We start from the raw sequence: 23090 nt of genomic DNA, 5'->3' as shown, positions 1-23090 counted from the left end.
CTCAATAGTCAGGCAACTTGAGGTAATGCCTCAACGGCAAGCGGGAGCCGTGGGGGCGATCCGGCGGGCAGGGCGAAGGGACTAGACGATGGCGGGTTCAGCACGCCTGACGACGCACGTACTCGATACGACGCATGGCAAGCCGGCCGCGGGCATGCGGCTCGATTTGCTGATGGTACATGGCGACCATACGCACCATATATGGTCCGGACACACCAATGCCGACGGGCGGGTGGACCAACCGCTGCTGGAAGGCGACCGCTTCCATCTGGGCAGCTACGAGCTGATCTTCCATGTGGGGCAGTATTTCGAGCGGATCGGGGTGGAACTCGAGAACCCATTCCTCGACACGGTGCCGGTGCGGTTCACGATGAGCGAGGCGGCGCATTACCACGTGCCGCTGCTCGTCTCGCCGTATGGATATTCGACCTACCGGGGAAGCTGATGACCGAGATCCGGAAGGAGCTGCGCTTCATCCTCAACGACCAGGACGTCGTGCTGGACGAGATTTCGGCAACCCGTACGCTGCTCGATTTTCTCCGCCTCGACAAGCGCATGACCGGCTCGAAGGAAGGCTGCGCCGAGGGCGATTGCGGCGCCTGCACGGTGCTGGTGGGGCGGGTGACGTCGGGCGAGTTGGTCTATGAATCGGTCAATGCCTGCATCTGCTTCGTCGGTTCCCTCGATGCAACGCATGTGGTGACGGTCGAGCACCTGTCGGCGGCCAACGGCCCGCTGCACCCGGTGCAGCAGGCGATGGTCGAGCATCATGGCAGCCAGTGCGGCTTCTGCACGCCGGGCATCGTGATGTCGCTCTACGGCATGTGGATGCAGAACGCCGATCCGTCGGTGAACGATATCGAGGTGGCGCTGCAGGGCAACCTCTGCCGCTGCACCGGTTACTCGCCGATCATCAAGGCCGGCCGGTCGATTTCGGCCTATGGCAAGGTGGTGGCCGATCCGCTGGTGGTCGAACGGCAGACGATCAGGGCGCGGCTCGAGAAGCTGCGCGATGGCCGCCGGGTGGAGATCGGCGAGGGCAAGGACCGGATCATCGTGCCGGCCTCGGCCGACGATCTCGCCGAAGTCTATCCCGCCAACCCCGGGGGGACGTTGGTCTCGGGCGCCACCGATGTCGGCCTGTGGATCACCAAGTTCATGCGCGATATCGGGCCGATGATCTTCATCGGCGACGTTGCCGGGCTGCAGTCGATCGAAGCGACCGAAGGTGCGCTGAAGCTCGGGGCCGGAGTGACCTATTCCGACGCCACCGCGGCGGTGACGGGACGCTTTCCGCAGTTGACCGAACTCTGGATGCGCATCGGCGGTCAGCAGGTGCGCAACATGGGCACCATCGGCGCCAATATCGCCAATGGCTCGCCGATCGGCGACACGCCGCCGCCGCTGATGGCGCTCGGCGCCTCGATCACGCTCAGGAGGGGCGAGGCCCGTCGTGAGGTGAAGCTCGAGGATTTCTTCATCGCGTATGGCAAGCAGGACCGGCAGCCCGGCGAGTTCGTCGAGAGCGTCACCATCCCGTCGCTGCCGGCGGGCGAAGCGTTCGCCTGCTACAAGATCACCAAGCGCAAGGACGAGGATATCTCGGCGCTCTGCGGCGCCTTCCGGCTGCGGCTAAATGCGGGCCAGGTGGCCGCGATCACCATTGCCTATGGCGGCATGGCGGCGACGCCGAAGCGGGCCCGGGCGGTGGAAGCGGCGCTCGTGGGCAAGCCGTGGACCGTGGCGACCGTAGAAGCGGCGATCCCGGCCTTTGCCGAGGACTACCAGCCGCTGACCGATATGCGCGCCTCGGCCGAATATCGGCTGCTGGCGGCGCAGAACCTGTTGCGGCGGTTCTTCCTCGAGACGACGGGCGAGGGCGAACGGCTGACGAGGGAGGTGGCGTGATGCGTGCGCTATTGCCGGCAGACGGCCCCCTCCCATCCTCCCCCACAAGGGGGGAGGTGCCGCATCCAGTGTTTGGCACGATCGCGCCACAAGCTCGACTCTTCACCTCCCCCTTCATGGGGGAGGCCGGGAGGGGGCCGTCTGCTGATGGTGAGCACCCATGAACAAGCAATCCCCAATCACCGCCTCGCCGCTGCACGTTTCGGTCAAGCACGACTCCGCCATCAAGCAGGTGGCCGGGCGCGCCGACTATATCGACGATCTGGTCGAGCCCGAGGGCACGCTGCACGCCTATCTCGGCCTCTCCACCAAGGCGCATGCCGATATCGCATCGATGAACCTCGATGCGGTGCGGGCGGCGCCTGGCGTCGTCGGCGTGCTGACGGCCGAGGACATTCCGGCCGAGAACGACGTGAGCTCGGTGCATAAGCATGACGAGCCGGTGTTCGCCACTACCCGGGTGGTCACCTGGGGCCAGCCGCTGTTCGCGGTGATCGGCGAGACGCGCGAGGCGGCGCGGCGGGCGGCAAAGCTCGCGAGGATCGAATATCGCGATCTGCCGCATGTCACCGACGTCGATGCGGCGATGGCGGCGGGCGGCAAGCTGGTGACCGAGCCCCTGAAGCTCGAACGAGGCGATGTCGAAGCCGGCTTTGCCGTGTCGCAGCACCGGGTCAAGGGCCGGGTGCGGATCGGCGGGCAGGAGCATTTCTATCTCGAAAGCCAGGCGGCGCTTGCCATTCCGGGCGAGGACGACGAGATCACGCTGCAGGTCTCGAGCCAGCACCCGACCGAAATCCAGGTGATGGTGGCGCAGGTACTGGGGATTCCGCATGCCGCGGTGACGGTGAACATGCGCCGCATGGGCGGCGGTTTCGGCGGCAAGGAAACCCAGGGCAACCTCTTCGCCGTGGTGGCCGCGGTGGCGGCCAAGACGTTCAACAAGGCGGTGAAGATTCGCCCCGATCGCGACGACGATTTCCAGATCACCGGCAAGCGCCACGATTTCGTGGTCGATTACGATGTCGGCTACAATGCCGACGGCAAGATCCAGGCGGTGACCGCCACCTATGCGGCGCGCTCGGGCTATTCGGCCGACCTCTCCGGCCCGGTGACCGACCGGGCGCTGTTCCACTGCGACAACGCCTACTGGTACCCGAGCGTCAGGGTGAACTCGCTGCCGCTGTTCACCAACACGGTGTCGAACACCGCTTTCCGGGGGTTCGGCGGCCCGCAGGGGATCATCGCGGCCGAGCGCTGGATCGAGGACATCGCCTACGCGCTGGGCAAGGATCCGCTGGAGATCCGCAAGGCCAATTTCTACGGCACCGACAGCAACAACGTGACGCCGTATCACCAGGTGGTGGAGGACAATGTCATCCACCGGGTGATCGAGGATCTCGAGCAGAGCTCGGATTATCAGGCGCGCCGCGCCGCCATCCTCGAGTTCAACAAGACCAGCAAGGTGTTGAAGAAGGGCATCGCCATGGTGCCGGTGAAATTCGGCATCTCGTTCACCGCCACCTGGCACAATCAGGCGGGCGCGCTGGTGCATGTCTATCGCGACGGTTCGATCCATCTGAGCCATGGCGGCACCGAGATGGGGCAGGGGCTCCATATCAAGGTGATGCAGGTGGTGGCCGACGCCTTCGGCGTGCCGGTCGAGCGGGTGCAGATCACCGCCAGCAATACCGGCAAGGTGCCCAACACCTCGGCGACGGCGGCCTCCTCCGGCACCGATCTCAACGGCATGGCGGCGCTCGACGCGGCCAACCAGATCAAGGCGCGGATGGCGGCGCATGCCGCCTTCATCTACGAGGTCGAACCCAGGGAGGTGCAGTGGGAGTTCGGCGGCATCCGGGCCGGGCAGCAGTTCGTGCCGTTCGACGAGCTCGCCACCTCGTGCTGGATGAACCGGGTGCAGCTCTCGGCCGCCGGGTTCTACAAGACGCCCAAGATCCACTGGGACCGGACCACCGGGCGCGGGCATCCGTTCTATTATTTCGCCTATGGCGCGGCGGCGTCGGAGGTGACCATCGACACGCTGACCGGCGAGTACCAGGTCGACCGTTCCGACGTGCTCGAGGATGTCGGCCGCTCGCTCAACCCGGCGATCGATATCGGCCAGGTGGAGGGCGGCTTCATCCAGGGGATGGGCTGGCTCACCACCGAGGAATTGTGGTGGGACAGCAAGGGGCAACTGCGCACCCATGCGCCCTCGACCTACAAGATCCCGCTCGCCTCCGACGTGCCGCGCATCTTCAATGTGCGGCTGGCCGAATGGAGCATCAACAAGGAGCCGGCGATCGGCCGCAGCAAGGCCGTGGGCGAACCGCCGTTGGTGCTGGGCTATTCGGTGGTCGAGGCGCTGTCGATGGCTGTGGCGTCGGTGGCCGACTACAAGGTCGCCCCACAGCTCGATATGCCGGCGACGCCCGAGCGGGTGCTGATGGGCGTCGAGCGGATGCGGCGGGCGAGGGGCACCACGTGAGCCGGGTGCTCGCCACGCACCCCCTCCCAACCTCCCCCGTCGAGGGGGAGGTGCCGCATCGAGTTTGCGGCCAGATCTCACCCCATTCACCGCCCGGCACCCTCCCCCTTGCGGGGAGGGTTGGGGAGGGGGGAGCCACACGATGACTCTCACCGTCGTGACCCTGAAGTCCTTCCTCACCGCCAATCCCGCGACCGTGGTCGCCGAGCTCACCGCCGTGCGCGGCTCCTCCCCGCGCGAAGCCGGCACCTTCATGCTGATCTCGCCGGAGGCGCAGGTCGGCACCATCGGGGGTGGGGCGCTCGAGTATATGGTGATCGACCGGGCGCGGCAGGTGCTGCGCGACGGCCTGCATGAGGACAGCCTCGATATCCCGCTCGGGCCGGAAATCGGGCAGTGCTGCGGTGGGCGGGTAGATGTGGCGCTCAGGCGGGTCACCGCGGTCGAGGCGGAACGGCTCGCAGCCAGGCTCGAGGCCGAACTGGCGGCGCGGCCGCATGTCTACCTGTTCGGCTCGGGGCATGTCGGACATGCCCTGGCGCGAGCATTGGCGGCCCTGCCGCTGAGGGTGCATGTGGTCGATACGCGGCCGGATGAGCTGGCGGACCTACCGGAGAATGTTGAAACCCATGCCGTGGCGATGCCCGAGGCGGTGGCGCGGTCGGCGCCGCGGGGCAGCGCCTTCGTCATCCTCACGCATGACCATGAGCTCGACTTCCTCATCGCCGCCGAGGCGCTGCAGCGGGCGGATGCGCCTTACATCGGCATGGTCGGCTCGATGACGAAAAAGGCGCGGTTCCGCTCCTGGTACCTGGGCGAGGGCTATCCGGCGGCCCCCCTCGACCGCCTGGTGCTGCCGATCGGCGGCAAGGCTTTTCCCGGCGGGATTGGGGACAAGCGACCGGAAGTCATCGCCGCTCTGGCGGCGGCCGAGATTCTGGTCCACATTGTCGGGCGGGAAGTCGAAGATCTGAAGGCGCGGCCGGCCACCACGAAGACGTCGGGAGCCGTCCTTGGAGACTAGTATCGCGCCGCGGCTGCAACTGACCGGTATCACCAAGCGCTTTCCTGGCGTCCTCGCTAACGACAACGTTTCGTTCTCCGTGCTGCCGGGCGAGATCCACGCGCTGCTCGGCGAAAACGGCGCCGGCAAATCCACGCTGGTCAAGATGATCTACGGGATCATGCAGCCCGATGCGGGGGAAATCCGCTGGAACGGCCAACCCCTCGTGGTCGGCAACCCCAAGGCCGCCCGCAAGCTCGGCATCGGCATGGTGTTCCAGCATTTCTCGCTGTTCGAGGCGATGACCGTGCTCGAGAACATTGCGCTGGGCATGGATGCCAAGATCCACACCCGCGATCTCGAAGCGCGGATCGGCGCGGTGATGGAACAGTATGGGCTGAAGCTCGATCCGCGCCGTACCGTCTCCACGCTGTCCGTGGGTGAGCGCCAGCGTATCGAGATCGTGCGGGCGCTGCTGCTCAACCCGAAACTGCTGATCATGGACGAGCCGACCTCGGTGCTCACCCCGCAGGAGGTCGAGCAACTGTTCGTGGTGCTGCGCCAGCTCGCATCGGAGGGGTGCTCGATCCTTTATATTTCGCACAAGCTGCACGAGATCAAAGCGCTGTGCGACACGGCGACGATCCTGCGCGGCGGCAAGCTTGTCGATACCTGCGACCCCAAGGTCGAGACCTCTCGCTCGATGGCCGAAAAGATGATCGGCGCCGGTCTCAAGGAGATCAGCAAGCCGGCCGGCCGCGCCATGGGGCCTGAAAAACTGGTGGTCAGCCGGCTGTCGATCCCCGGCGCCGGACCGTTCGGCATTGCGCTCAAGGACATCAGCTTCAGCGTTCGGGGCGGTGAAATCTTCGGGGTGGCGGGCGTCGCGGGGAATGGCCAGAACGCCCTGCTGCTGGCGCTGTCGGGGGAAGTGCTGACGGGCGATCCCGAGGCCATCACCATCGACGGCGCACCTGTCGGCCAGCTGCCGGCAAAATCCCGCCGGCTGAGGGGGCTGGCCAGCGTGCCCGAGGAGCGCAACGGCCATGCGGCGGTGCCCGAATTCAGCCTCGCCGACAACACCATCCTCACGGCCCGTGATCGGCTCGGCATGGTCAGCGCCGGGCTGATCAAGGCCGGTGCGGCCAAGACCTATGCCGGCGAGGTGATCACTGCCTTTGCCGTCAAGGCGCTGGGGCCGGGCGCCACCGCGGGCTCGCTGTCGGGCGGGAACCTGCAGAAATACATCATGGGTCGCGAAATCCTGCAGAGGCCCGCCGTGCTGGTGGTCAGCCAGCCGACCTGGGGCGTCGATGCCGGAGCGGCAGCGGCGATCCATCAGGCGATCGTCGATCTCGCGGCTGCCGGTTCGGCAGTGGTGGTGATCAGCCAGGATCTCGATGAACTGCTGTCGCTGTGCGACACGCTGGCAGTGATCAATGAGGGACGGCTGTCGCGACCGATCGAGGTCGCTGGCGCCGATATCGAGGAGATCGGCTTGCTCATGGGTGGCATCCACGGCGAGGCGCCAAATACGCCCGCTGGTCAACAGGCGGAGCTCGCCGATGCGCATTAAGCTCGAGAAGCGCCGGGAACCGAGCAAACTGATGCAGGTGGTGACACCGATCGCCTCGGTGCTGCTCACCATGCTGGTCGGTGTGGTGGTGTTCGACCTGCTCGGGATCGACGGGCAGCGGGCCGTCATCGACATTTTCGTGACGCCGCTGATCGCCTCCTACAAATGGCAGGACGTGGCCGTCAAAGCCGCGCCGCTGATCATCATCGCGCTCGGCCTGTCCATCGGCAATCGCGCTAATGTCTGGAACATCGGCGCCGAGGGGCAGTACATCATCGGCGCGCTCTGCGCGGCCGGTGTCGGCCTCGCGGCGGGAGCGGCCGGCGGGCCGATCATCATCGTCACCATGATCCTCGCCGGCATTGTCGGCGGCAGCGCCTGGGCGTCGGTGCCGGCGGCGCTCAAGACACGCTTCGGGGTCAACGAAATCCTGTCGAGCCTGATGCTCACCTATGTGGCGCTGCAGGTCCTGAGCTACCTGGTCGGCGGCCCCTGGAAGGATCCCAACGGCCGCAATTTCCCGGCGACGGCGCCGCTGCAGCCGGACCAGACGCTGCCGATCCTGTTCTCCGGCACCACCGTGCATCTGGGGGTCGCCATCGCGGTCGTGCTGCCGTTCCTGTTCTGGCTGCTGATGTCGCGCTCGGTGTTCGGCTACCAGGTGCGCGTCGTCGGCTCGGCGCCCAATGCCGCCCGCCATGGCGGGTTCGACGGCAACCAGACGGTCTGGCTTGCCATGTTGATCGGCGGGGGCATGGCCGGGCTTGCCGGCGCGCTGGAGTTCGCCGGGGCGCTCAAGGCGATCAATCTCGGCTTTCCGTCGGGCTACGGCTTCACCGCCATCATCGTGTCGTTCCTCGGTCGGCTGCATCCCATCGGCTGCCTGATCGCCGGCATCGTGCTCGCCGTCACCTATGTCGGCGGCCAGGTGGCGCAGACTACGGTGCATATCCCCAACGCCACTGCCGGCATCTTCCAGGCGATGATGCTGTTCTTCATTCTCGCGAGCGATATCTTCGTGCGCTATCGCGTGCGTTTCATGCCGTCGGCCAAGGCCGCCGTGCAGCCGGCAGCGGGGGAATAGGCCATGGATTTCCTCATCGCGGCCATCATCACCATCGTGGGCATCTCGACGCCCATCCTCCTCGCCGGACTTGGTGAGCTTGTGGTCGAGAAATCCGGCGTGCTCAACCTGGGCGTCGAAGGCATGATGTTGGTCGGCGCCATTGCCGGCTTCGCCGCCACCGTGCTCACCGGCAACCCGTGGCTGGGCGTGATCGGCGCAGCGGTCGCCGGCGCGCTCGCCGCTTCGCTGTTCGGCTTTCTCGTCCTGACGCTCAATTCGAACCAGGTGGCGACGGGTCTGGCGCTCACCATTTTCGGCACCGGGCTCAGTTCCTTGATCGGGCTGAGCTTCGTGGGCCGGATCGTGCCGCAGTTCGGTTCGGTGTTTCCGCCTGAACTGGCGCGCGACCCGATCCTCAAGGTGATCTTCGGCTACTCGCCGGTAGTGTATTTCGCGCTGGTCATGGTGTTCGTCGTCGGCTGGTTCCTCAAGTCGACGCGTGCCGGGTTGATCCTCAGAGCCGTCGGCGAGAACGACCTCAGCGCCCATTCGATCGGCTATTCGGTGATTGGCGTGCGCTACGCGGCCGTAGCGTTCGGCGGCGCCATGGCGGGGATCGGCGGAGCGTATTTCTCCATGGTGATCACCCCGATGTGGGCCGAGCGGATGACCGCCGGGCGCGGCTGGATCGCGCTGGCGCTGGTGGTGTTCGCCGGCTGGCGGTCCGGCCGGCTGCTTGTCGGTGCGATCTTTTTCGGGGTGCTGATGTGGATGGAGCTCAACGCCAAGGCCGGTGGCCTCGCGTTCCTCTCCTTCGCCCAATACATCCCGTCGCAGTTCTGGGCGGCCATGCCCTACCTGATGACCGTTGTGGTGCTGACGCTGATCTCCATGCGGGATCGGGTCGGCCTCAACGCGCCTGCTTGCCTCGGCAAGCCCTTTGTGCCCGCAACGTAGAAAAGCCAACAACGTAACAGGAGACGTCCATGGCAAATCTCAATCGCCGCAACTTCATCGCTGCCGCCGGTGCGGCCGCCGCCGCGGTGCCGCTGGTCGGCGGCGCCGCCTTCGCACAGGAAAAGATCAAGATCGGCTTCATCTTCCTCGGGCCGATCGGCGACTATGGCTGGACCTGGGCGCACAACAAGGGCCGCGAGGCGGTCGATGCGGCGCTCGGCGACAAGGTCGAGACGATCTATGTCGAGAACGTCGCCGAAGACGCCTCGGCCATCCCGCTGATCCGCGACCTCGCCCAGCAGGGCTGCAAGCTGATCTTCACCACCTCGTACGGCTACATGGACCAGACCATCGCGGTCGCGGCCGAGTTCCCCGACGTGAAGTTCGAGCACTGCACCGGCTTCAAGCGCGCCGACAACGTCGCGACCTACAACTCCAAGTTCCACGAGGGCCGCGCCGTGCTCGGCACCATCTCGGGCAAGATGAGCAAGTCGGGCACGCTCGGCTACCTCGGTTCGTACAAAGTGCCCGAAGTGGTGCTGGGCGTGAACTCCTTCCTGCTCGCGGCGCAGAAGCAGAACCCGGATGCCAAGCTGAAGCTGGTGTTCATTGACAGCTGGTTCGACCCCCCGAAGGAGGCCGCGGCCACCGAGACGCTGATCAACCTGGGCTGCGACATCGTCACCACCCATACCGACAGCCCGGCGGCGCTGCAGATTCTGGAGCAGAAGGGCCTCTACGGCTTCGGCCAGGGGGCCGACATGTCGTCGTTCGCACCGAACGCCCACCTCACCGCGATCGAGGACATCTGGGGGCCGTACTATATCGAGCGCGTGCAGGCGATCATCGACGGCACCTGGGCGTCGGCCGATACCTGGGACGGCATGAAGGAAGGCACCGTGGTGATCTCGCCCTACAACAAGGCGGTACCCGCCGACGTGGTGGCGCTCGCCGATGGCGTGCAGGCCGGCTACAAGGACGGCACCTACGACATCTTCACCGGCCCGATCTACGACCAGGATGGCAACCTCAAGGTCGAGGAAGGCAAGGTCATGACCATGGCCGAGCTCGCGGTCATCGACTGGTTCGTCAAGGGCGTCGAAAGCGCTGCCTGACCTGGTAATGATCTGAGAGAGGCGGGCGCGAGTCCGCCTCTTTTCACGACCGGTGTGCTTGGCGCCCCTCACCCGGCGCTGCGCGCCACCCTCTCCCTCAAGGGGAGAGGGAAGGTTGGGCGAGATCGCGCCACATCGCCCCTCTCCCCGGGGAGCGCTATTGCGCCCCTAGGAGGGAGAGGGTGCCCGAAGGGCGGGTGAGGGGCAGTTTGACTTGAGGCAATAGCAACTATGACCGACTACGCGATCTTCTGGGAATGGCTGAGTTTCGCGGTGCGCTGGACGCATGTGATCACCGCCATCGCCTGGATCGGCTCCAGCTTCTATTTCATCGCGCTGGACCTGGGGTTGCGGAAGACGCCGAGCCTGCCGCCGCTGGCGCATGGCGAGGAGTGGCAGGTGCATGGCGGCGGTTTCTACCACATCCAGAAGTACCTGGTGGCGCCGGACTTCCTCCCCGAGCACCTGACCTGGTTCAAGTGGGAGAGCTATTTCACCTGGATTTCTGGGTTCATGCTGCTGGTGGTCGTCTACTATTTCGGCGCCGACCTGTTCCTCGTCGACCGGCATGTGCTCGATATCGCGGCGTGGCAGGCGATCCTGATCTCGCTCGGCTCGATCGTTCTGGGCTGGGTGCTCTACGACACGCTGTGCAAATCGCCGATCGGCAACTCGACCGGCGGGCTGATGCTGGTGCTGTTCGCCATCCTTACGGCGATGAGCTGGGCGTATACGCAGGTATTCACCGGCCGCGCCGCCATGCTGCATATGGGCGCCTTCACCGCCACCATCATGGCGGCGAACGTGGCGATGATCATCATCCCCAACCAGAAGATCGTGGTGGCGGACCTGAAGGCCGGACGGGTGCCCGACGCCAAGTACGGCAAGATCGCCAAGCAACGCTCGCTGCACAACAATTACCTCACCCTGCCGGTGATCTTCTTCATGCTGTCGAGCCACTACCCGCTGGCCTTCGCCACGCCGTGGAACTGGCTGATCGCGTCGCTGATCTTCCTCGAGGGCGTGCTGATCAGGCATTTCTTCAACACCCGGCATGGCCGCAAGGGCAACCCGACCTGGGTGTGGCCGCTGGTGATCGTGATCTTCCTCCTCTGTGCCTGGCTATCGAGCGGGCCGAAACTGCCGACCGGGGCCGAGACCGCCCCCTCGCCGCAGGCAACGCTCCTGATGCAGTCGCCGCACTTCAAGGCGGCGTCCGAGGTGGTGCAGACCCGTTGCACGATGTGCCACACCGCCGAGCCGGTGTGGGAGGGGATCACCGAAGCGCCCAAGAACGTCATCCTCGACAATGACATCGCCATTGCCAACCACGCCGAACAGGTGGCGATCCAGGCCGGCTACTCGCACGCCATGCCGCCGGGCAATGTCACCGACATGACCGACGACGAGCGGGCGCTGCTGGTGGCGTGGTTCCGTGGGGACGGGCAGTGAAGGTGACGATTCTCCGCGGGCGTGTGCTGAGCTTCCTCGAGGAGCCGCAGGGTCGCGAAGATCACGCGTCCTACCGCTATATCGAAGACGGCGCGGTGGTGATCGGCGACGGCAAGATCCTGATGGTCGGGGAGTGGAACGAACGCGCCGCCTCGCATCACGACGCGGCCGAGATCATCGATCATCGCCCGCACCTGATCATGCCGGGGTTCATCGATCCGCATATTCACTTCCCGCAGATGCAGGTGATCGGCGCCTATGCGGCGGCGCTGCTCGAGTGGCTCAACACCTACACCTTCGTCGAGGAGCAGCGCTTCGGCGACGAGGTGCATGCCACCCGCATCGCCTCGCGGTTTTTCGACGAGCTGATCCGGCACGGCACCACCACGGCGGCGGCCTATTGCTCGGTGCATCCGCAATCGGTCGATGCGTTTTTCGGCGAGGCCGAAAAGCGCAACATGCTGATGGTGGGCGGCAAGGTGATGATGGATCGCAACGCGCCGCCGGGCCTGCTTGACACGCCGCAATCGGGCTATGACGACACCAAGGCCGGGATTGCCAGGTGGCATGGGCGGGGCAGGGCGCATTACGCCATCACGCCGCGCTTCGCGATCACGTCGACGCACGAGCAGATGGCGATGGCCGAGGCGCTGGCGCGGGAGTTCCCGGACCTCCACATCCAGACCCACGTCTCGGAGAACCTCGCCGAGATCGCCTATGCCAACGAGCTCTACCCCAACTATGGCGACTATGTCGGGATCTACGAGAAGTTCCATCTGCTCGGCCCGAAGACGCTGCTCGGCCACTGCATCCACCTCAGCCATCGCGAAACCGAGGTGATCTCCGAGACCCGCTCGGTAGCGGTGTTCTGCCCGACCTCGAACCTGTTCATCGGCTCGGGCCTGTTCGACTATGAGCGCCAGCACGAGCGCGGCGTGCGCATCGCCACCGCCACCGATGTGGGCGGCGGCAGCTCCTACTCGATGCTCCGCACCATGGACGAGGGCTACAAGGTGATGCAGCTGCGCGGCCAGCGCCTGACGCCGTTCCGCTCGTTCTTCCACATGACGCTGGGCAATGCCCGGGCGATGAGCCTCGATAGCCGCATCGGCTCGCTCGAAGCGGGCAAGGAAGCCGATATCGTGGTGCTCGATTCCGGCGCCACGCCGCAGATGGCGTTGCGCATGGAAACCTGCAGCTCGCTCGAGCAGGAACTGTTCCTGCTGCAGACCTGCGGCGACGACCGGGCGGTGGTCGAGACCTATGTGATGGGCCAGCCGATGAAGTCGGCGCTGGCGGCGTGAGCCGAAGGTGACGCCGATTGCGCCTTTGGGGGATTGCGCAGCGTAGGGCGCAAGAGCATGACCGTGATCTGGATGCGAGCCGACCCCCACCCCTGTCCCCTCTCCCTAAACCTGGGGAGGGAGACGACTACCTCGATATCGGTGTCAGGGTCTCCCTCCCCATTCTTAGGGGGAGGGGACAGGGGTGGGGGTCGACGCGCGCCGGAACGGCGGTATATCCCACCGGTTCCCGCCGGCACGTGGAATGAACGAAGGAAGTGAAATGGCTGACTACATCGAGAAATCCGGCCTCAAGGTCGACTCCCTGCTGGTGGATTTTGTCGAGCAGGAAGCCATTCCAGGCACGGCCGTAACTGCCGAGCAGTTCTGGAGCGGGCTTGCCGGGCTGGTGCGCGACTTCGCGCCGAAGAACCGCGAGTTGCTCGGAATCCGTGACCGGATCCAGACGCAGATTGACGACTGGCACAAGGCCAACGGGCCGGTTGCAACTGATCCGGCGAAGTACCAGGCCTTCCTCAAACAGATCGGCTACCTCGTTCCCGAGCCGGCCGACTTCACTATCGAGACCAGAGGGCTCGACCCCGAGATTTCGTCGATCTGCGGCCCGCAACTGGTGGTGCCGGTGTCGAACGCGCGCTATGCGCTGAACGCCGCGAACGCCCGCTGGGGCAGCCTCTATGATGCGCTCTACGGCACCGATGCGATCTCGCGGGACGGCGAGCTGGCACCGGGCAAGGGACTGAACCCGGCTCGCGCCGCGGCAGTGGTGGCGCGAGCGGCGGAGTTCCTCGATGCCTCGTTCCCATTGGCGTCCGGCAGCCATGCCGATGTCACCGGCTATCATGTGATCAAGGACGGCGACCGGCGGGTGTTCGTTGCCGACACCGCGGCTGGTCGCGTCGCGCTCAAGGACCCCGCGCAGTTCGTCGGCTATGGCGGGACCGAGGAGCGCGGCGAGCTGGTGCTGCGCCACAATGGCCTGCATGTCATCCTGGTCATCGACCCCAGGAGCCCCATCGGGGCAACGCACAAGGCGGGCCTCAGTGACGTGATTGTCGAGTCGGCGCTGACCACCATCCAGGACTGCGAAGATTCTGTCGCGGCGGTGGATGCCGAGGACAAGGTCGGGGTCTACCGCAACTGGCTCGGGCTGATGAACGGCACGCTGAGCGAGACCTTCGAGAAGGCCGGCAAGCCTCTGACCCGCAAGCTCAACCCCGACCGGCAGTACAAGGACGTCACTGGCCAGCCGCTCACGCTGAAGGGCAGGGCGCTGCTGCTGGTGCGCAATGTCGGCCACCTGATGACGACGAAGGCGGTGCTCGACCCGGCGGGCAACCCGATCGGCGAGGGGCTGATGGACGCGGCGGTCACAGCGCTCTGTGCGCTCAGCGACAAGGTCAACTCCACTACCGGCGCGATCTATGTGGTGAAGCCCAAGATGCACGGGCCGGACGAAGTCGCCTTCGCCTGCGAGATCTTCGCCGGCGTCGAAAAGATGCTGGGGCTGAAGCCCGAGACCATCAAGATCGGCATCATGGACGAGGAGCGCCGCACCTCGGCCAACCTCAAGGCGGCGATCCATGCCGCGCGCAGGCGGGTGTTCTTCATCAATACCGGCTTCCTCGACCGCACCGGCGACGAGATCCACACCTCGATGCTGGCCGGTCCGGTACTGCGCAAGGACGATGTGAAGGCCGAGAAGTGGATCCAGTCCTATGAGGACCGGAACGTGCTGATCGGGCTTGCCGCCGGGTTCTCGGGCAAAGCGCAGATCGGCAAGGGCATGTGGGCGCGGCCTGACGATATGGCGGCGATGCTGGCGAGCAAGGCCGCGCATCCCAATGCCGGGGCCAACACCGCCTGGGTGCCGTCGCCGACCGCCGCAACGCTGCATGCGCTGCACTATCACCAGATCGACGTGTTCGAGGCACAGAAGCGCCGGCACAACCAGGCGACGCCGGGCTTAAGCGAACTGTTCTCCATGCCCGTCCTCGACCCATCGACGCTCGACAAGGCGGCGGTGCTGCGCGAACTCGACAACAATGCCCAGGGGATCCTGGGCTACGTGGTGCGCTGGGTCGACCAGGGGGTCGGCTGCTCCAAGGTGCCTGACATAAACAATGTCGGGCTGATGGAGGACCGCGCCACCTGCCGCATCTCCTCGCAGGCGGTGGCCAACTGGCTGCAGCACGGGCTGGTGAGCGAGGCCGAGGTGAAGGCCTCGTTCGAGAAGATGGCGGCAGTGGTCGACGGGCAGAACGCCGGCGATCCGCTGTACCGGCCGATGGCGGGGAACTTCGGCACGTCGATCGCCTATCAGGCGGCGCTGGACCTGGCGCTTGAGGGCGCCGTGCAGCCGTCGGGGTACACCGAGCCGATCCTCCATGCCGCGCGTGAGCGGGTGAAGGCGGGGGCGTAACACCGGCCGCTCTCCCGTTCGGAAATGGCTCATAGCCCACCGCCGCTTCATCGAAACTCGGTGTCATCCCAGGGAAAGCTGGGACCCATTCATCCACTTGAGCTGCGGCGAGTTGGGTCCCAGCTTCCGCTGGGATGACAGCCGGTGCGTGGTGGGAGTTGGTGGGCCGCGCCCAGTCCCTGATGGTCACCCATTTCCCTTCTCCCCTCAGGGGAGAAGGTGGCCGGCGGACGATGGCGAAGCCATCGCCGTGGGCCGGTTGAGGGGTGAAGCGGTGCAGTGCGCGCTCGCTGAGAAGCTGAACCCCTCACCCCAGTTCCGCTACGGACCTATCGGTCCTAGCTGCACTACCCTCTCCCCTCAGGGGCGAGGGGACGCCGACTCCAATTCAAGCCCGATCCAGCTCCACCACCGGCAGATGAATCGCGCTCGGGTGCGCCGGGTCGTGGAAGATCTCGATATCTGCGGACGCCAGGTGCGAGGCTTCGCCGAGCGGTTCATCGGTGCCGGTGTTGCGCGCGTAGCGCGGGTGGGCGCCGCTGGCGACGATGACGCGCAGCCGGTGGTTGCGGTTGAAGCGATGCGCGGTGGCGTGCATGCGGAAGTTGAGCTTCCAGATGTCGTCGGCCACTGCCGGATCGGCAGAGGTCTTGCGGATGATGCCGTCGCAGATGTTGATCGACAGCCCCTTCTCGTCGACGTCGCAGAGCCGGACGAAGAAATCGGTATTGGGCAGGCTCGAGCGGGCATGGAGTGCGACCCGCACCTGGCCGAGGATCGTTACGGGCGTAAACAGCGGCTCCGAGGTATAGACCAGCACATCGCTGCGCTTTTCGAGCGGTGCGTTATCGACCGGGCCGGCGCCGTTGAAGGCGAACATGGCGCCACCGACCGCCGGGGTCGGATGGGCCGGATCGTAAGTGTAGGTGTCGGGCGGGGAAGCTCGCACCGGGCGCTGCGACAGCACCTTGTCGGGATGCAGGTGCCAGATCTGGTTTTCCGCCGGCAAGGGCGGATAGCTGTCGAACTCGCGCCATTCGTTGAGCCCGCCGATATGCAGCCGGACGGGCTTGGGCCGCAGCGCGCCGGCGTCGCCCAGCAGCTTGGCGTTCATCCATTCGAGCGTCTGCCGGACGCTTTCCATCTGCAGGTCCGAGCTGACATGGAACCACGGTCCGATGGTCAGTTGCGGTGTGTGGCCGGCATCGACCAGCGTGGTGTAGTCGCGCAGCAGCTGATCGAGCATGAAATCGTACCAGCCCGAGGTGAAGCTCACCGGCGGGGTGCGGCTGCCGAGACGATGGGTGTGGTCGAGTGGCTGCCAGAAGGCGTCGTTGCCGATAGCCTCGTCCATCCAGCGGCGCCAGAACGGCACTTCGCGGCCGGTGACGCGCTTGTCGGCATCGCGGAGCGGCAGTTTCATGGTGGCGCGCAGGGTTGCGCGCTCGATGCCGCCGGTGAACATGCGCTGGGCGGTGCGCATCGGGTTGCCGCGCAGCCCTTCGACGGTCTGGATCCAGCTCAGCCATAGCCCGACCGCCAGCCCGCCGCCGGGGAAGACGATGGAGCGGAACTCGGCGCTGGTGACCTTGATCGCCATGGCGGCTTGTTTGGGCAGCGCATCGCAGATCGCCCACTGCGCGTAGCCGAGATAACTCGGGCCGGAGGTGCCGAGCCGGCCGTCGAACCAGGGCTGCGCCTTGATCCAGTCGATGGTGGCAAGGCCATCGTCGCGCTCGTGGCCGAACGGGTCGAACTCGCCTTCCGATTTGTCGGTGCCGCGGCACGCCTGCAGCACGACGTGGAAGCCGCGTTCGGCATAGACTTCGCCGATGGTGGCGAAACCCGACAGCCCATAGGGCTCGCGCATCAGGATAGTAGGGTGCTTGCCCGGAAGTTTCGGGGCGAAATGCTCGGTCGCCAGCGTCACCCCGTCATACATCGGCACCCGGATGTTACGGGTGCGCACGATGCCGCATTTGCGCCTGGGGAGCTTATAGAGATCGGCAAGAAACCGGCTGGCAAAGCTCATCTGACGAAGTCGAACCTGTCGACATCGAACAGCCCTCGGTCGGTCATCTTCAGGTGCGGGATCACCGGTAGCGCCAGGAACGCCACCTGCAGGAACGGCTCGGGCAGGGTGCAGCCGAGGTCGTAGGCGGCCTGGCGCAGGTGATGGAGCTTGTCGGCAACGGCCTCGAAGCTGAGGAGACTCATCAAGCCGGCGATCGGTAGCGCCAGCTCGGCGGTGACCCGGCCGCCATCGGCGACGGCGAAGCCGCCGCCCAGCTCGATCAGCCGGTTGACCGCCACGGCCATGTCCGCGTCATCGACGCCGACCACGGTGATGTTGTGGCTGTCGTGCCCGACCGAGGAGGCGATGGCGCCGCGCTTCAGCCCGAAGCCCGTGGTGAAGCTCAGCGCCACATTGCCGTTGATGCCATGCCGCTCGATGACCGCGATCTTGATCACGTCGTTTTCGATATCGGGCAGGGTGCCCTTGTCGGAGACTTCCAGCGTCGCGGTCTCGCGATAGGTGAGGATCAGCCCGGGCCTGACCCCGATCACCGGCGTTTCATTCTGCCTGGGGTTGGGCGGCACGATGAAGGTCGAGGGCGCGACCCGCTTTGCCTTCATCGAGGCGAGCCCGACTGGTGGCACCGGCTGACGGGCTTCGAACAGCTCGGGACGCACCAGCCGCCCGGCGGTGATCACCTCGGCGACGCGGCAGCCCTCGAGATCGTCGAGCAGCGCGATATCGGCGCGGTAGCCGGGGGCGACGAGACCGCGATCTTTGAGCCCGAAGATACGGGCGGCCGAGTGCGAGGCGGCGCGGTAGACGTGATGCAGGGGCCGGCCCCGTGCGATCAGCCGGCGGATAGAGGAATCGAGGTGGCCTTCCTCGAGCGTATCGAGCGGATTGCGGTCGTCGGTGCAGAGGGCGACATAGGCAGAGGTGTTGGCATCGAGGATTTCGGCCAGCGCTTCGAGATCTTTGGACACCGAGCCTTCGCGGATCAGGATCGCCATGCCTTTCGCCAGCTTCTCGCGCGCTTCTACCGCCGTGGTCGACTCGTGGTCGGTGCGGATACCGGCGGCGAGATAGCCGTTGAGCGCGAGGTCGGTGACCAGCGGGGCATGGCCATCGATATGGCCGCCCTGGAACGCCACCAGCTTGGCGATGATGCCCGCGTCGGCGGCGAGCACGCCGGGATAGTTCATCATCTCGGCAAGGCCGATCACCTGGCGGTGGTGGCGGAATTTTTCGAGGTCGGCGATCTCGAGCCGCGCCCCCGAGGTTTCGTGCGGCGTAGCCGGCACACAGGAGCTGAGATTGACCCGGATATCCATGATGGTGCGCTCGGCGCACTCGAGGAAATAGCGGATGCCGTCGGCGCCCAGCACGTTGGCGATCTCGTGCGGGTCGCAGATCACCGTGGTGACGCCGTGCGGCAGGACGCAGCGATCGAACTCGAACGGCGTCACCAGCGAGGATTCGATATGCAGGTGCGTGTCGATGAAGCCGGGCACCGCGAAGCGGTTCTCGCCTTCGATCAGCGTCTTGCCGTTGTAGTAGCCGTAGGTGCCGACGATGCGGTCGGCGACGATGGCGATGTCGGTGTGGGTGACGGAGCCCGAGATCACGTCCAGAAGGCGGACGTTCTTGATCACTACATCGGCCGGAACCTCGCCGGCCCCCGCCTTGATCATACGGGTGAGGAGTTCGGGGGAAATGGTCATGACGCGGCCGTGATCAACATGCGCCAACGTCCTCGTTCAGCCCGTCACGGTCAAGTGGGGACGGAACTGGCGTGCGCCGCGGGCGTTGGTTTTCACCTTCCTCTGCAAGCGAGTAGCGCCATGCGAACCTATGATGCACACAAGTCGACCAACGAAGTCCGCCAGGGCAGCGGCCGGCTGATGAATTTCCGCGTGCTGATCTGGTCGGTGCTCGGCATCGTTCTCGCCTTCGGGCTGATCTACCTGATCTTCTTCGCCATGGCACCGGCGCCCAACACCACGACCGGCGTGTAGGCGGAAGGTGGCAAGACTGAAGCGTGTCGGCCGTGGCGATCTGACGATCCGCCGCCGCCGGCACGGTCGCACCTTCGGCTATATCGATGAAGCCGGCGAACTGATCCGCGATGCCGAAACGCGCGAGCGGGCGCGAAGCCTCGGCATTCCGCCCGCGTGGAATGATGTGCGGATTGCCGCCAGCCCGCGCGCCCACATCCAGGCCTGCGGCACCGACGCCGCGGGCCGGTTGCAATACATCTACCACCCGGAGTGGGAAGCGAGACGGCTCCGCCGCAAGCAGCAGCAGTTGAGCCTGCTGACCGCCGCCTTGCCGCGCATACGCCGCCGGGTGCGCGAAAATCTCGAAGCCGAGGCCGGCAGCAAGGAACTGGCGCTGGCGATCGGGGTGGCGCTGATCGACCGTACCGCCATGCGGGTCGGGCGCGAGCGCTATCTCGATGCCAATGGGACGCGCGGCGCCGGAACGCTCTATAGCCGCGACGTCACCGTCAAAGGCGATGAAATCCGCGTGGCGTTTCCGGCCAAGAGCGGAAAGCGTGCGAGCTATGGTTTTACCGATGCGCGGCTGGCAAGGGCGATCGAACGGGTCAAGACCATCCCGGGCCGCCGGTTGCTGATGTACCGCAACGGCGAAATGCGGGTGCTGCGTACCGACGACCTCAACCGCTACCTGCGCGAGATCGCCGGCGCGCCGGTGACGGCCAAGGATTTCCGCACGCTGCATGCCAGCGCGCTGGCCGGCGAGGCACTGGCGAGGCTAGAGCCGGCTGAGTCGATGACCGGGCGCAAGCGGCAGATGGCGGAGGTGACGCGGCAGGTCGCGGCCTTCCTGCAGAACACGCCGGCGATCAGCCGGGCGAGCTACGTGGCGCCATGCCTCTATGCCCTGTTCGACAAGGGACGGCTGGCGGAGCTGTGGGCCGCCGGTGGCGACGGCGCCAACGGGGTTCGTCAGCGCGAGGTGCGGCTGGCAGCGGTCCTGGCCGCGGCGGGGTAGGGGCGTCGGGCCCCGATGCTATCCGTGCCGCACCCACGGGCTGGCGTAGTCGGCGAACCTCTCCCGCTTGCGGGGGAGGGGGACCACGCATAGCGTGGTGGAGGGGGGAGCCCCACGAACGGAGCTGGCGTTGCGATCACCGGACTTTATTCGCGAGCGGGCGAAGGATTTACGTCGCACGATGACGCAAGCTGAGCGGACACTATGGTACCTGCTTCGCCGCAAAGAACTCGGCCTGCACTTTCGCCGCCAGCACCCGATCGGACCGTACATTCTCGACTTCTACTGTGCAGCGGCCAGGCTGTGCGTCGAGATAGACGGACCAGTGCACGAGGAGCAGGTCGCCCGGGATCAGCGTCGAACTGCCTGGCTGGAGAAGGAAGGCATCCGAGTGATGCGCTTCTCCACTGAGGAGATCGAAGCGAGGCCGGCGGCGGTTCTGGCCAGTATCGCGCGTGGGGCTCCCCCCTCCACCGCCTGACGGCGGTCCCCCTCCCCCGCAAGCGGGAGAGGATCCCGACTGCGGCATCGGCTACGCCACCCGCGGCAACGGGGCGGCGAAGCGGGTGTCGATGCCGTCGACCGTCAGGGGTTTCGAGAACAGGTAGCCCTGGAAGGTGTTGCAGCCCATGCCGAGCAGGGCGCGGAACTGCTCTTCGGTCTCGACGCCCTCGGCGGTGACGTCGATGTCGAGTGCGTGGGCCAGCGTCACCATGGCCTGGACGATGGCGTCGGAGGCGTTGGCGGTGGTGAGCTGGGCGATGAAGGAACGGTCGATCTTGATGCGGTCGACCGGGTAGCGCTTCAGGTAGCCGAGCGAGGAATAGCCGGTGCCGAAATCGTCGAGGGCGATGCGGATGCCGGTCCGGCGGAAGCTGCGGATGGTGTCGGCGACGGTCGACTCGTCGTCGAGCAGGATGCCCTCGGTGATCTCCATCTCGAGATCGGCCGGCTGCATGCCGGTCTCGGCCAGCAGGTCGAATACCCGATCGGCGAAGGTCGGGTTGCGCAATTGGGCGGGCGAAATGTTGACGGCGATGCTGCGGCCGGGCCAGCGGGCTCCGAACTCGGTGGCGCGGCGCAGCACGAACTCGCCCAGTTGCTCGATCAGCCCGGTGCTTTCGGCGACAGGGACGAACCGCGCCGGGGACACGGCGCCCAGTTGCGGGTGGGTCCAGCGCAGCAGGGCCTCGGCGCCGATGATTTCGCCGGCGCTGCCGCAGAGCGGCTGGAACGCCACCCAGAGCTGGTCGGGGCTGCGCAGCGCTTCACGCAATTCGGCCTCGATGGTGTGCCGGTCCTGCACCTGCTCGTCCATTGCCTCCTCGTAGAACACGGCGCGGTTGCGGCCGGCCGATTTGGCTTCGTAGAGCGCGATATCGGCGCACCGGCTGAGCTCGTTCCGGTCGCGTCGCCCGGCCGTGGCGACGACAATGCCGATCGAGACGCCGACGAAAGCCTCGCTGCCCTGGATGCGGAACGGTCTGGCGATGCTGTCGACGATGCGCTGCGCCAGCCCCGCGACCTCGATGGTGCCGGCGTAGCAGGCATGGACGATGGCGAACTCGTCGCCGCCGAGCCGCGCCAGCGTGTCGGTGGGACCGATCACGGCGCGCAGCCGATCGGCGACGGCGCGGATCAGCTCGTCGCCGGCGTGGTGCCCGAGAGTGTCGTTGACCTGCTTGAAGCGGTCGAGGTCGAGCATCAGCAGCGCCAGCGGCGGGTCGTGCAGGCCGCTCGCATCGAGCCGGGCATCGAACTGGCGATCGAAGCTCAGCCGGTTGGGCAGGCTGGTCAAGGTATCCTCGGTAGCCTGCCGCTCGGCATCGAGGCGCTTGGTCTCGAGGGCGCGCAGTGCGCGCTGCAGACGATGCACCAGCAGGGTGACCAGAGCTGAGACGACGATGAAAGCGATGACCAAAGCCGGCGCGGTGCGCTGCAGCAGCTCCCGGCCAGGGCGATTTGGCAGCCATTCGTAGAAGGCGACGATGCGGCCGGCACGGTTGGTGACCGGGAAGCTCTCGACATCGCCGGCGCTGTCGGCGCTGGTGGTGAAGCGGCCCACCTCGGTCATGTAACGATCGATCATCCTGAGCTCGAAATCGAGATCGAGATGCACGATCGACACGAGGATCGCCTCATGGCCCGCCGGCTGCTCGAGATTGCCGCTGTCTGAAACCAGCGGCATCACGCTGGCTACGGCCGGCTGGCCGTCGATCAGCACATAGTCGGAGACGCTGGGCGGCACGTCGAGATAGCCGGCGGCAGTGAGCTTGCGGAGGTCCTCGACCAGCGGCAGCACGGCGCTGCCGCGAGCGGCGAAGCTTTGCGGCGAGCGGGTGCGCCCATCACGAGAGGCATAGAGCGGCGTGTCGTCGGGGCGCAGCACATAGCTTTCGTCATGCCCGAAGTAACTGAACATCCAGCGACCGATATTGTCGCGCAGCCAGGACTGATCGTTGTTGCGGGCCGCCGTGACGGCGTCGTCCCAGATGGCGACGCTCTCCTGTTCGCGCGGCGTGGTCGAGCGTTGCGCCTCGACGGCATGGACGACGCGTTGGGCCTGTCGGCTGACGGCGTTGTCGTCGATCTGCGCGGCCGACCACAGCAGGAACCCGCCCAGCAGCACCGCGGCCACGGCGAAGACCACCACGAACGATGCCAGCACCAGCATCGAAAGCGTGCGTCGAAACCTGGCGCGGTGAATATTGGACATCGGGCCTTGCGTGGAGAGGAACTATCTCACTGTGCCCGGCAAGCT

General features: G+C 66.1%; 17 protein-coding genes. 14 read left to right on the top strand and 3 right to left on the bottom strand.

Features of this window, described 5'->3' with window-relative positions; translation table 11 throughout:
- Positions 1-88 precede the first annotated feature (88 nt).
- The 11 genes from uraH to APS40_RS01860 all read left to right on the top strand — a co-directional run bounded on the left by uraH (position 89) and on the right by APS40_RS01860 (position 15294).
- Positions 89-445, top strand: a complete 357-nt coding sequence (uraH, locus tag APS40_RS01910; RefSeq protein WP_055045445.1) for a hydroxyisourate hydrolase — start codon at positions 89-91, stop codon at positions 443-445.
- On the top strand, positions 445-1908 hold the full coding sequence (gene xdhA / locus APS40_RS01905) for a xanthine dehydrogenase small subunit (RefSeq protein WP_055045444.1): 1464 nt from the start codon (positions 445-447) through the stop codon (positions 1906-1908). Before uraH ends, xdhA begins: the two co-directional genes overlap by 1 nt.
- A gap of 160 nt (positions 1909-2068) precedes the next feature.
- A complete protein-coding gene (xdhB, locus tag APS40_RS01900; RefSeq protein ID WP_055045443.1) occupies positions 2069-4399 on the top strand; it encodes a xanthine dehydrogenase molybdopterin binding subunit in 2331 nt (776 codons plus the stop codon).
- A gap of 142 nt (positions 4400-4541) precedes the next feature.
- Positions 4542-5423 carry a xanthine dehydrogenase accessory protein XdhC gene (xdhC, locus tag APS40_RS01895; RefSeq protein WP_156342790.1) on the top strand — a complete coding sequence of 294 codons (882 nt, stop codon included), beginning with the start codon at positions 4542-4544 and terminating at the stop codon, positions 5421-5423.
- The gene (locus APS40_RS01890; protein ID WP_236884180.1) at positions 5413-6978 is read left to right on the top strand and encodes an ABC transporter ATP-binding protein; all 1566 of its coding nucleotides are present in this window, start codon (positions 5413-5415) and stop codon (positions 6976-6978) included. The genes xdhC and APS40_RS01890 overlap by 11 nt, the downstream gene beginning before the upstream one ends.
- Positions 6968-8062 carry an ABC transporter permease gene (locus tag APS40_RS01885; RefSeq protein ID WP_055045442.1) on the top strand — a complete coding sequence of 365 codons (1095 nt, stop codon included), beginning with the start codon at positions 6968-6970 and terminating at the stop codon, positions 8060-8062. Before APS40_RS01890 ends, APS40_RS01885 begins: the two co-directional genes overlap by 11 nt.
- A 3-nt stretch (positions 8063-8065) precedes the next feature.
- Positions 8066-9001 carry an ABC transporter permease gene (locus tag APS40_RS01880; protein WP_055045441.1) on the top strand — a complete coding sequence of 312 codons (936 nt, stop codon included), beginning with the start codon at positions 8066-8068 and terminating at the stop codon, positions 8999-9001.
- Between the two features lie 29 nt (positions 9002-9030).
- Positions 9031-10116: a BMP family ABC transporter substrate-binding protein gene (locus APS40_RS01875; RefSeq protein WP_055045440.1), complete on the top strand. Its 1086-nt coding sequence runs from the start codon at positions 9031-9033 to the stop codon at positions 10114-10116.
- Between the two features lie 231 nt (positions 10117-10347).
- Complete coding sequence (locus tag APS40_RS01870) at positions 10348-11568, top strand: urate hydroxylase PuuD (RefSeq protein WP_055045439.1); 1221 nt, start codon at positions 10348-10350, stop codon at positions 11566-11568.
- Entirely contained in the window at positions 11565-12872 is a 1308-nt protein-coding gene (gene guaD, locus APS40_RS01865) for a guanine deaminase (protein ID WP_055045438.1), read from the top strand. Before APS40_RS01870 ends, guaD begins: the two co-directional genes overlap by 4 nt.
- Before the next feature lie 262 nt (positions 12873-13134).
- Positions 13135-15294 carry a malate synthase G gene (locus tag APS40_RS01860; RefSeq protein WP_055045437.1) on the top strand — a complete coding sequence of 720 codons (2160 nt, stop codon included), beginning with the start codon at positions 13135-13137 and terminating at the stop codon, positions 15292-15294.
- Positions 15295-15682: 388 nt separating this feature from the next.
- Here APS40_RS01860 and APS40_RS01855 read toward each other — a convergent pair whose 3' ends face one another.
- Positions 15683-17326 carry a CocE/NonD family hydrolase gene (locus tag APS40_RS01855; RefSeq protein WP_055045436.1) on the bottom strand — a complete coding sequence of 548 codons (1644 nt, stop codon included), beginning with the start codon at positions 17324-17326 and terminating at the stop codon, positions 15683-15685.
- Positions 17323-19035, bottom strand: coding sequence for an adenine deaminase (ade, locus tag APS40_RS01850; RefSeq protein ID WP_055045435.1), 1713 nt, complete (start codon positions 19033-19035; stop codon positions 17323-17325). The genes APS40_RS01855 and ade overlap by 4 nt, the downstream gene beginning before the upstream one ends.
- A 120-nt stretch (positions 19036-19155) precedes the next feature.
- On the opposite strand from ade, the gene APS40_RS24720 reads away from it, so the two are divergent.
- The 3 genes from APS40_RS24720 (at position 19156) to APS40_RS01840 (ending at position 20810) form a co-directional block, all read left to right on the top strand.
- Positions 19156-19329 carry a hypothetical protein gene (locus tag APS40_RS24720; RefSeq protein WP_156342789.1) on the top strand — a complete coding sequence of 58 codons (174 nt, stop codon included), beginning with the start codon at positions 19156-19158 and terminating at the stop codon, positions 19327-19329.
- 7 nt (positions 19330-19336) lie between these two features.
- The gene (locus APS40_RS01845) at positions 19337-20329 is read left to right on the top strand and encodes a DNA topoisomerase IB (protein ID WP_055045434.1); all 993 of its coding nucleotides are present in this window, start codon (positions 19337-19339) and stop codon (positions 20327-20329) included.
- A gap of 130 nt (positions 20330-20459) precedes the next feature.
- Positions 20460-20810 (top strand): endonuclease domain-containing protein, encoded by a 351-nt coding sequence (locus APS40_RS01840; protein WP_197279411.1) that lies wholly within the window; start codon positions 20460-20462, stop codon positions 20808-20810.
- Positions 20811-20861: 51 nt separating this feature from the next.
- Here APS40_RS01840 and APS40_RS01835 read toward each other — a convergent pair whose 3' ends face one another.
- Positions 20862-23045, bottom strand: coding sequence for a putative bifunctional diguanylate cyclase/phosphodiesterase (locus APS40_RS01835; protein WP_055045432.1), 2184 nt, complete (start codon positions 23043-23045; stop codon positions 20862-20864).
- Positions 23046-23090 lie beyond the last annotated feature (45 nt).

Source organism: Devosia sp. A16 (assembly GCF_001402915.1).
Classification (GTDB): domain Bacteria; phylum Pseudomonadota; class Alphaproteobacteria; order Rhizobiales; family Devosiaceae; genus Devosia_A.
Note: the sequence above shows the minus strand (reverse complement) of the source record. Positions and strands in the feature narration are given on the sequence as shown.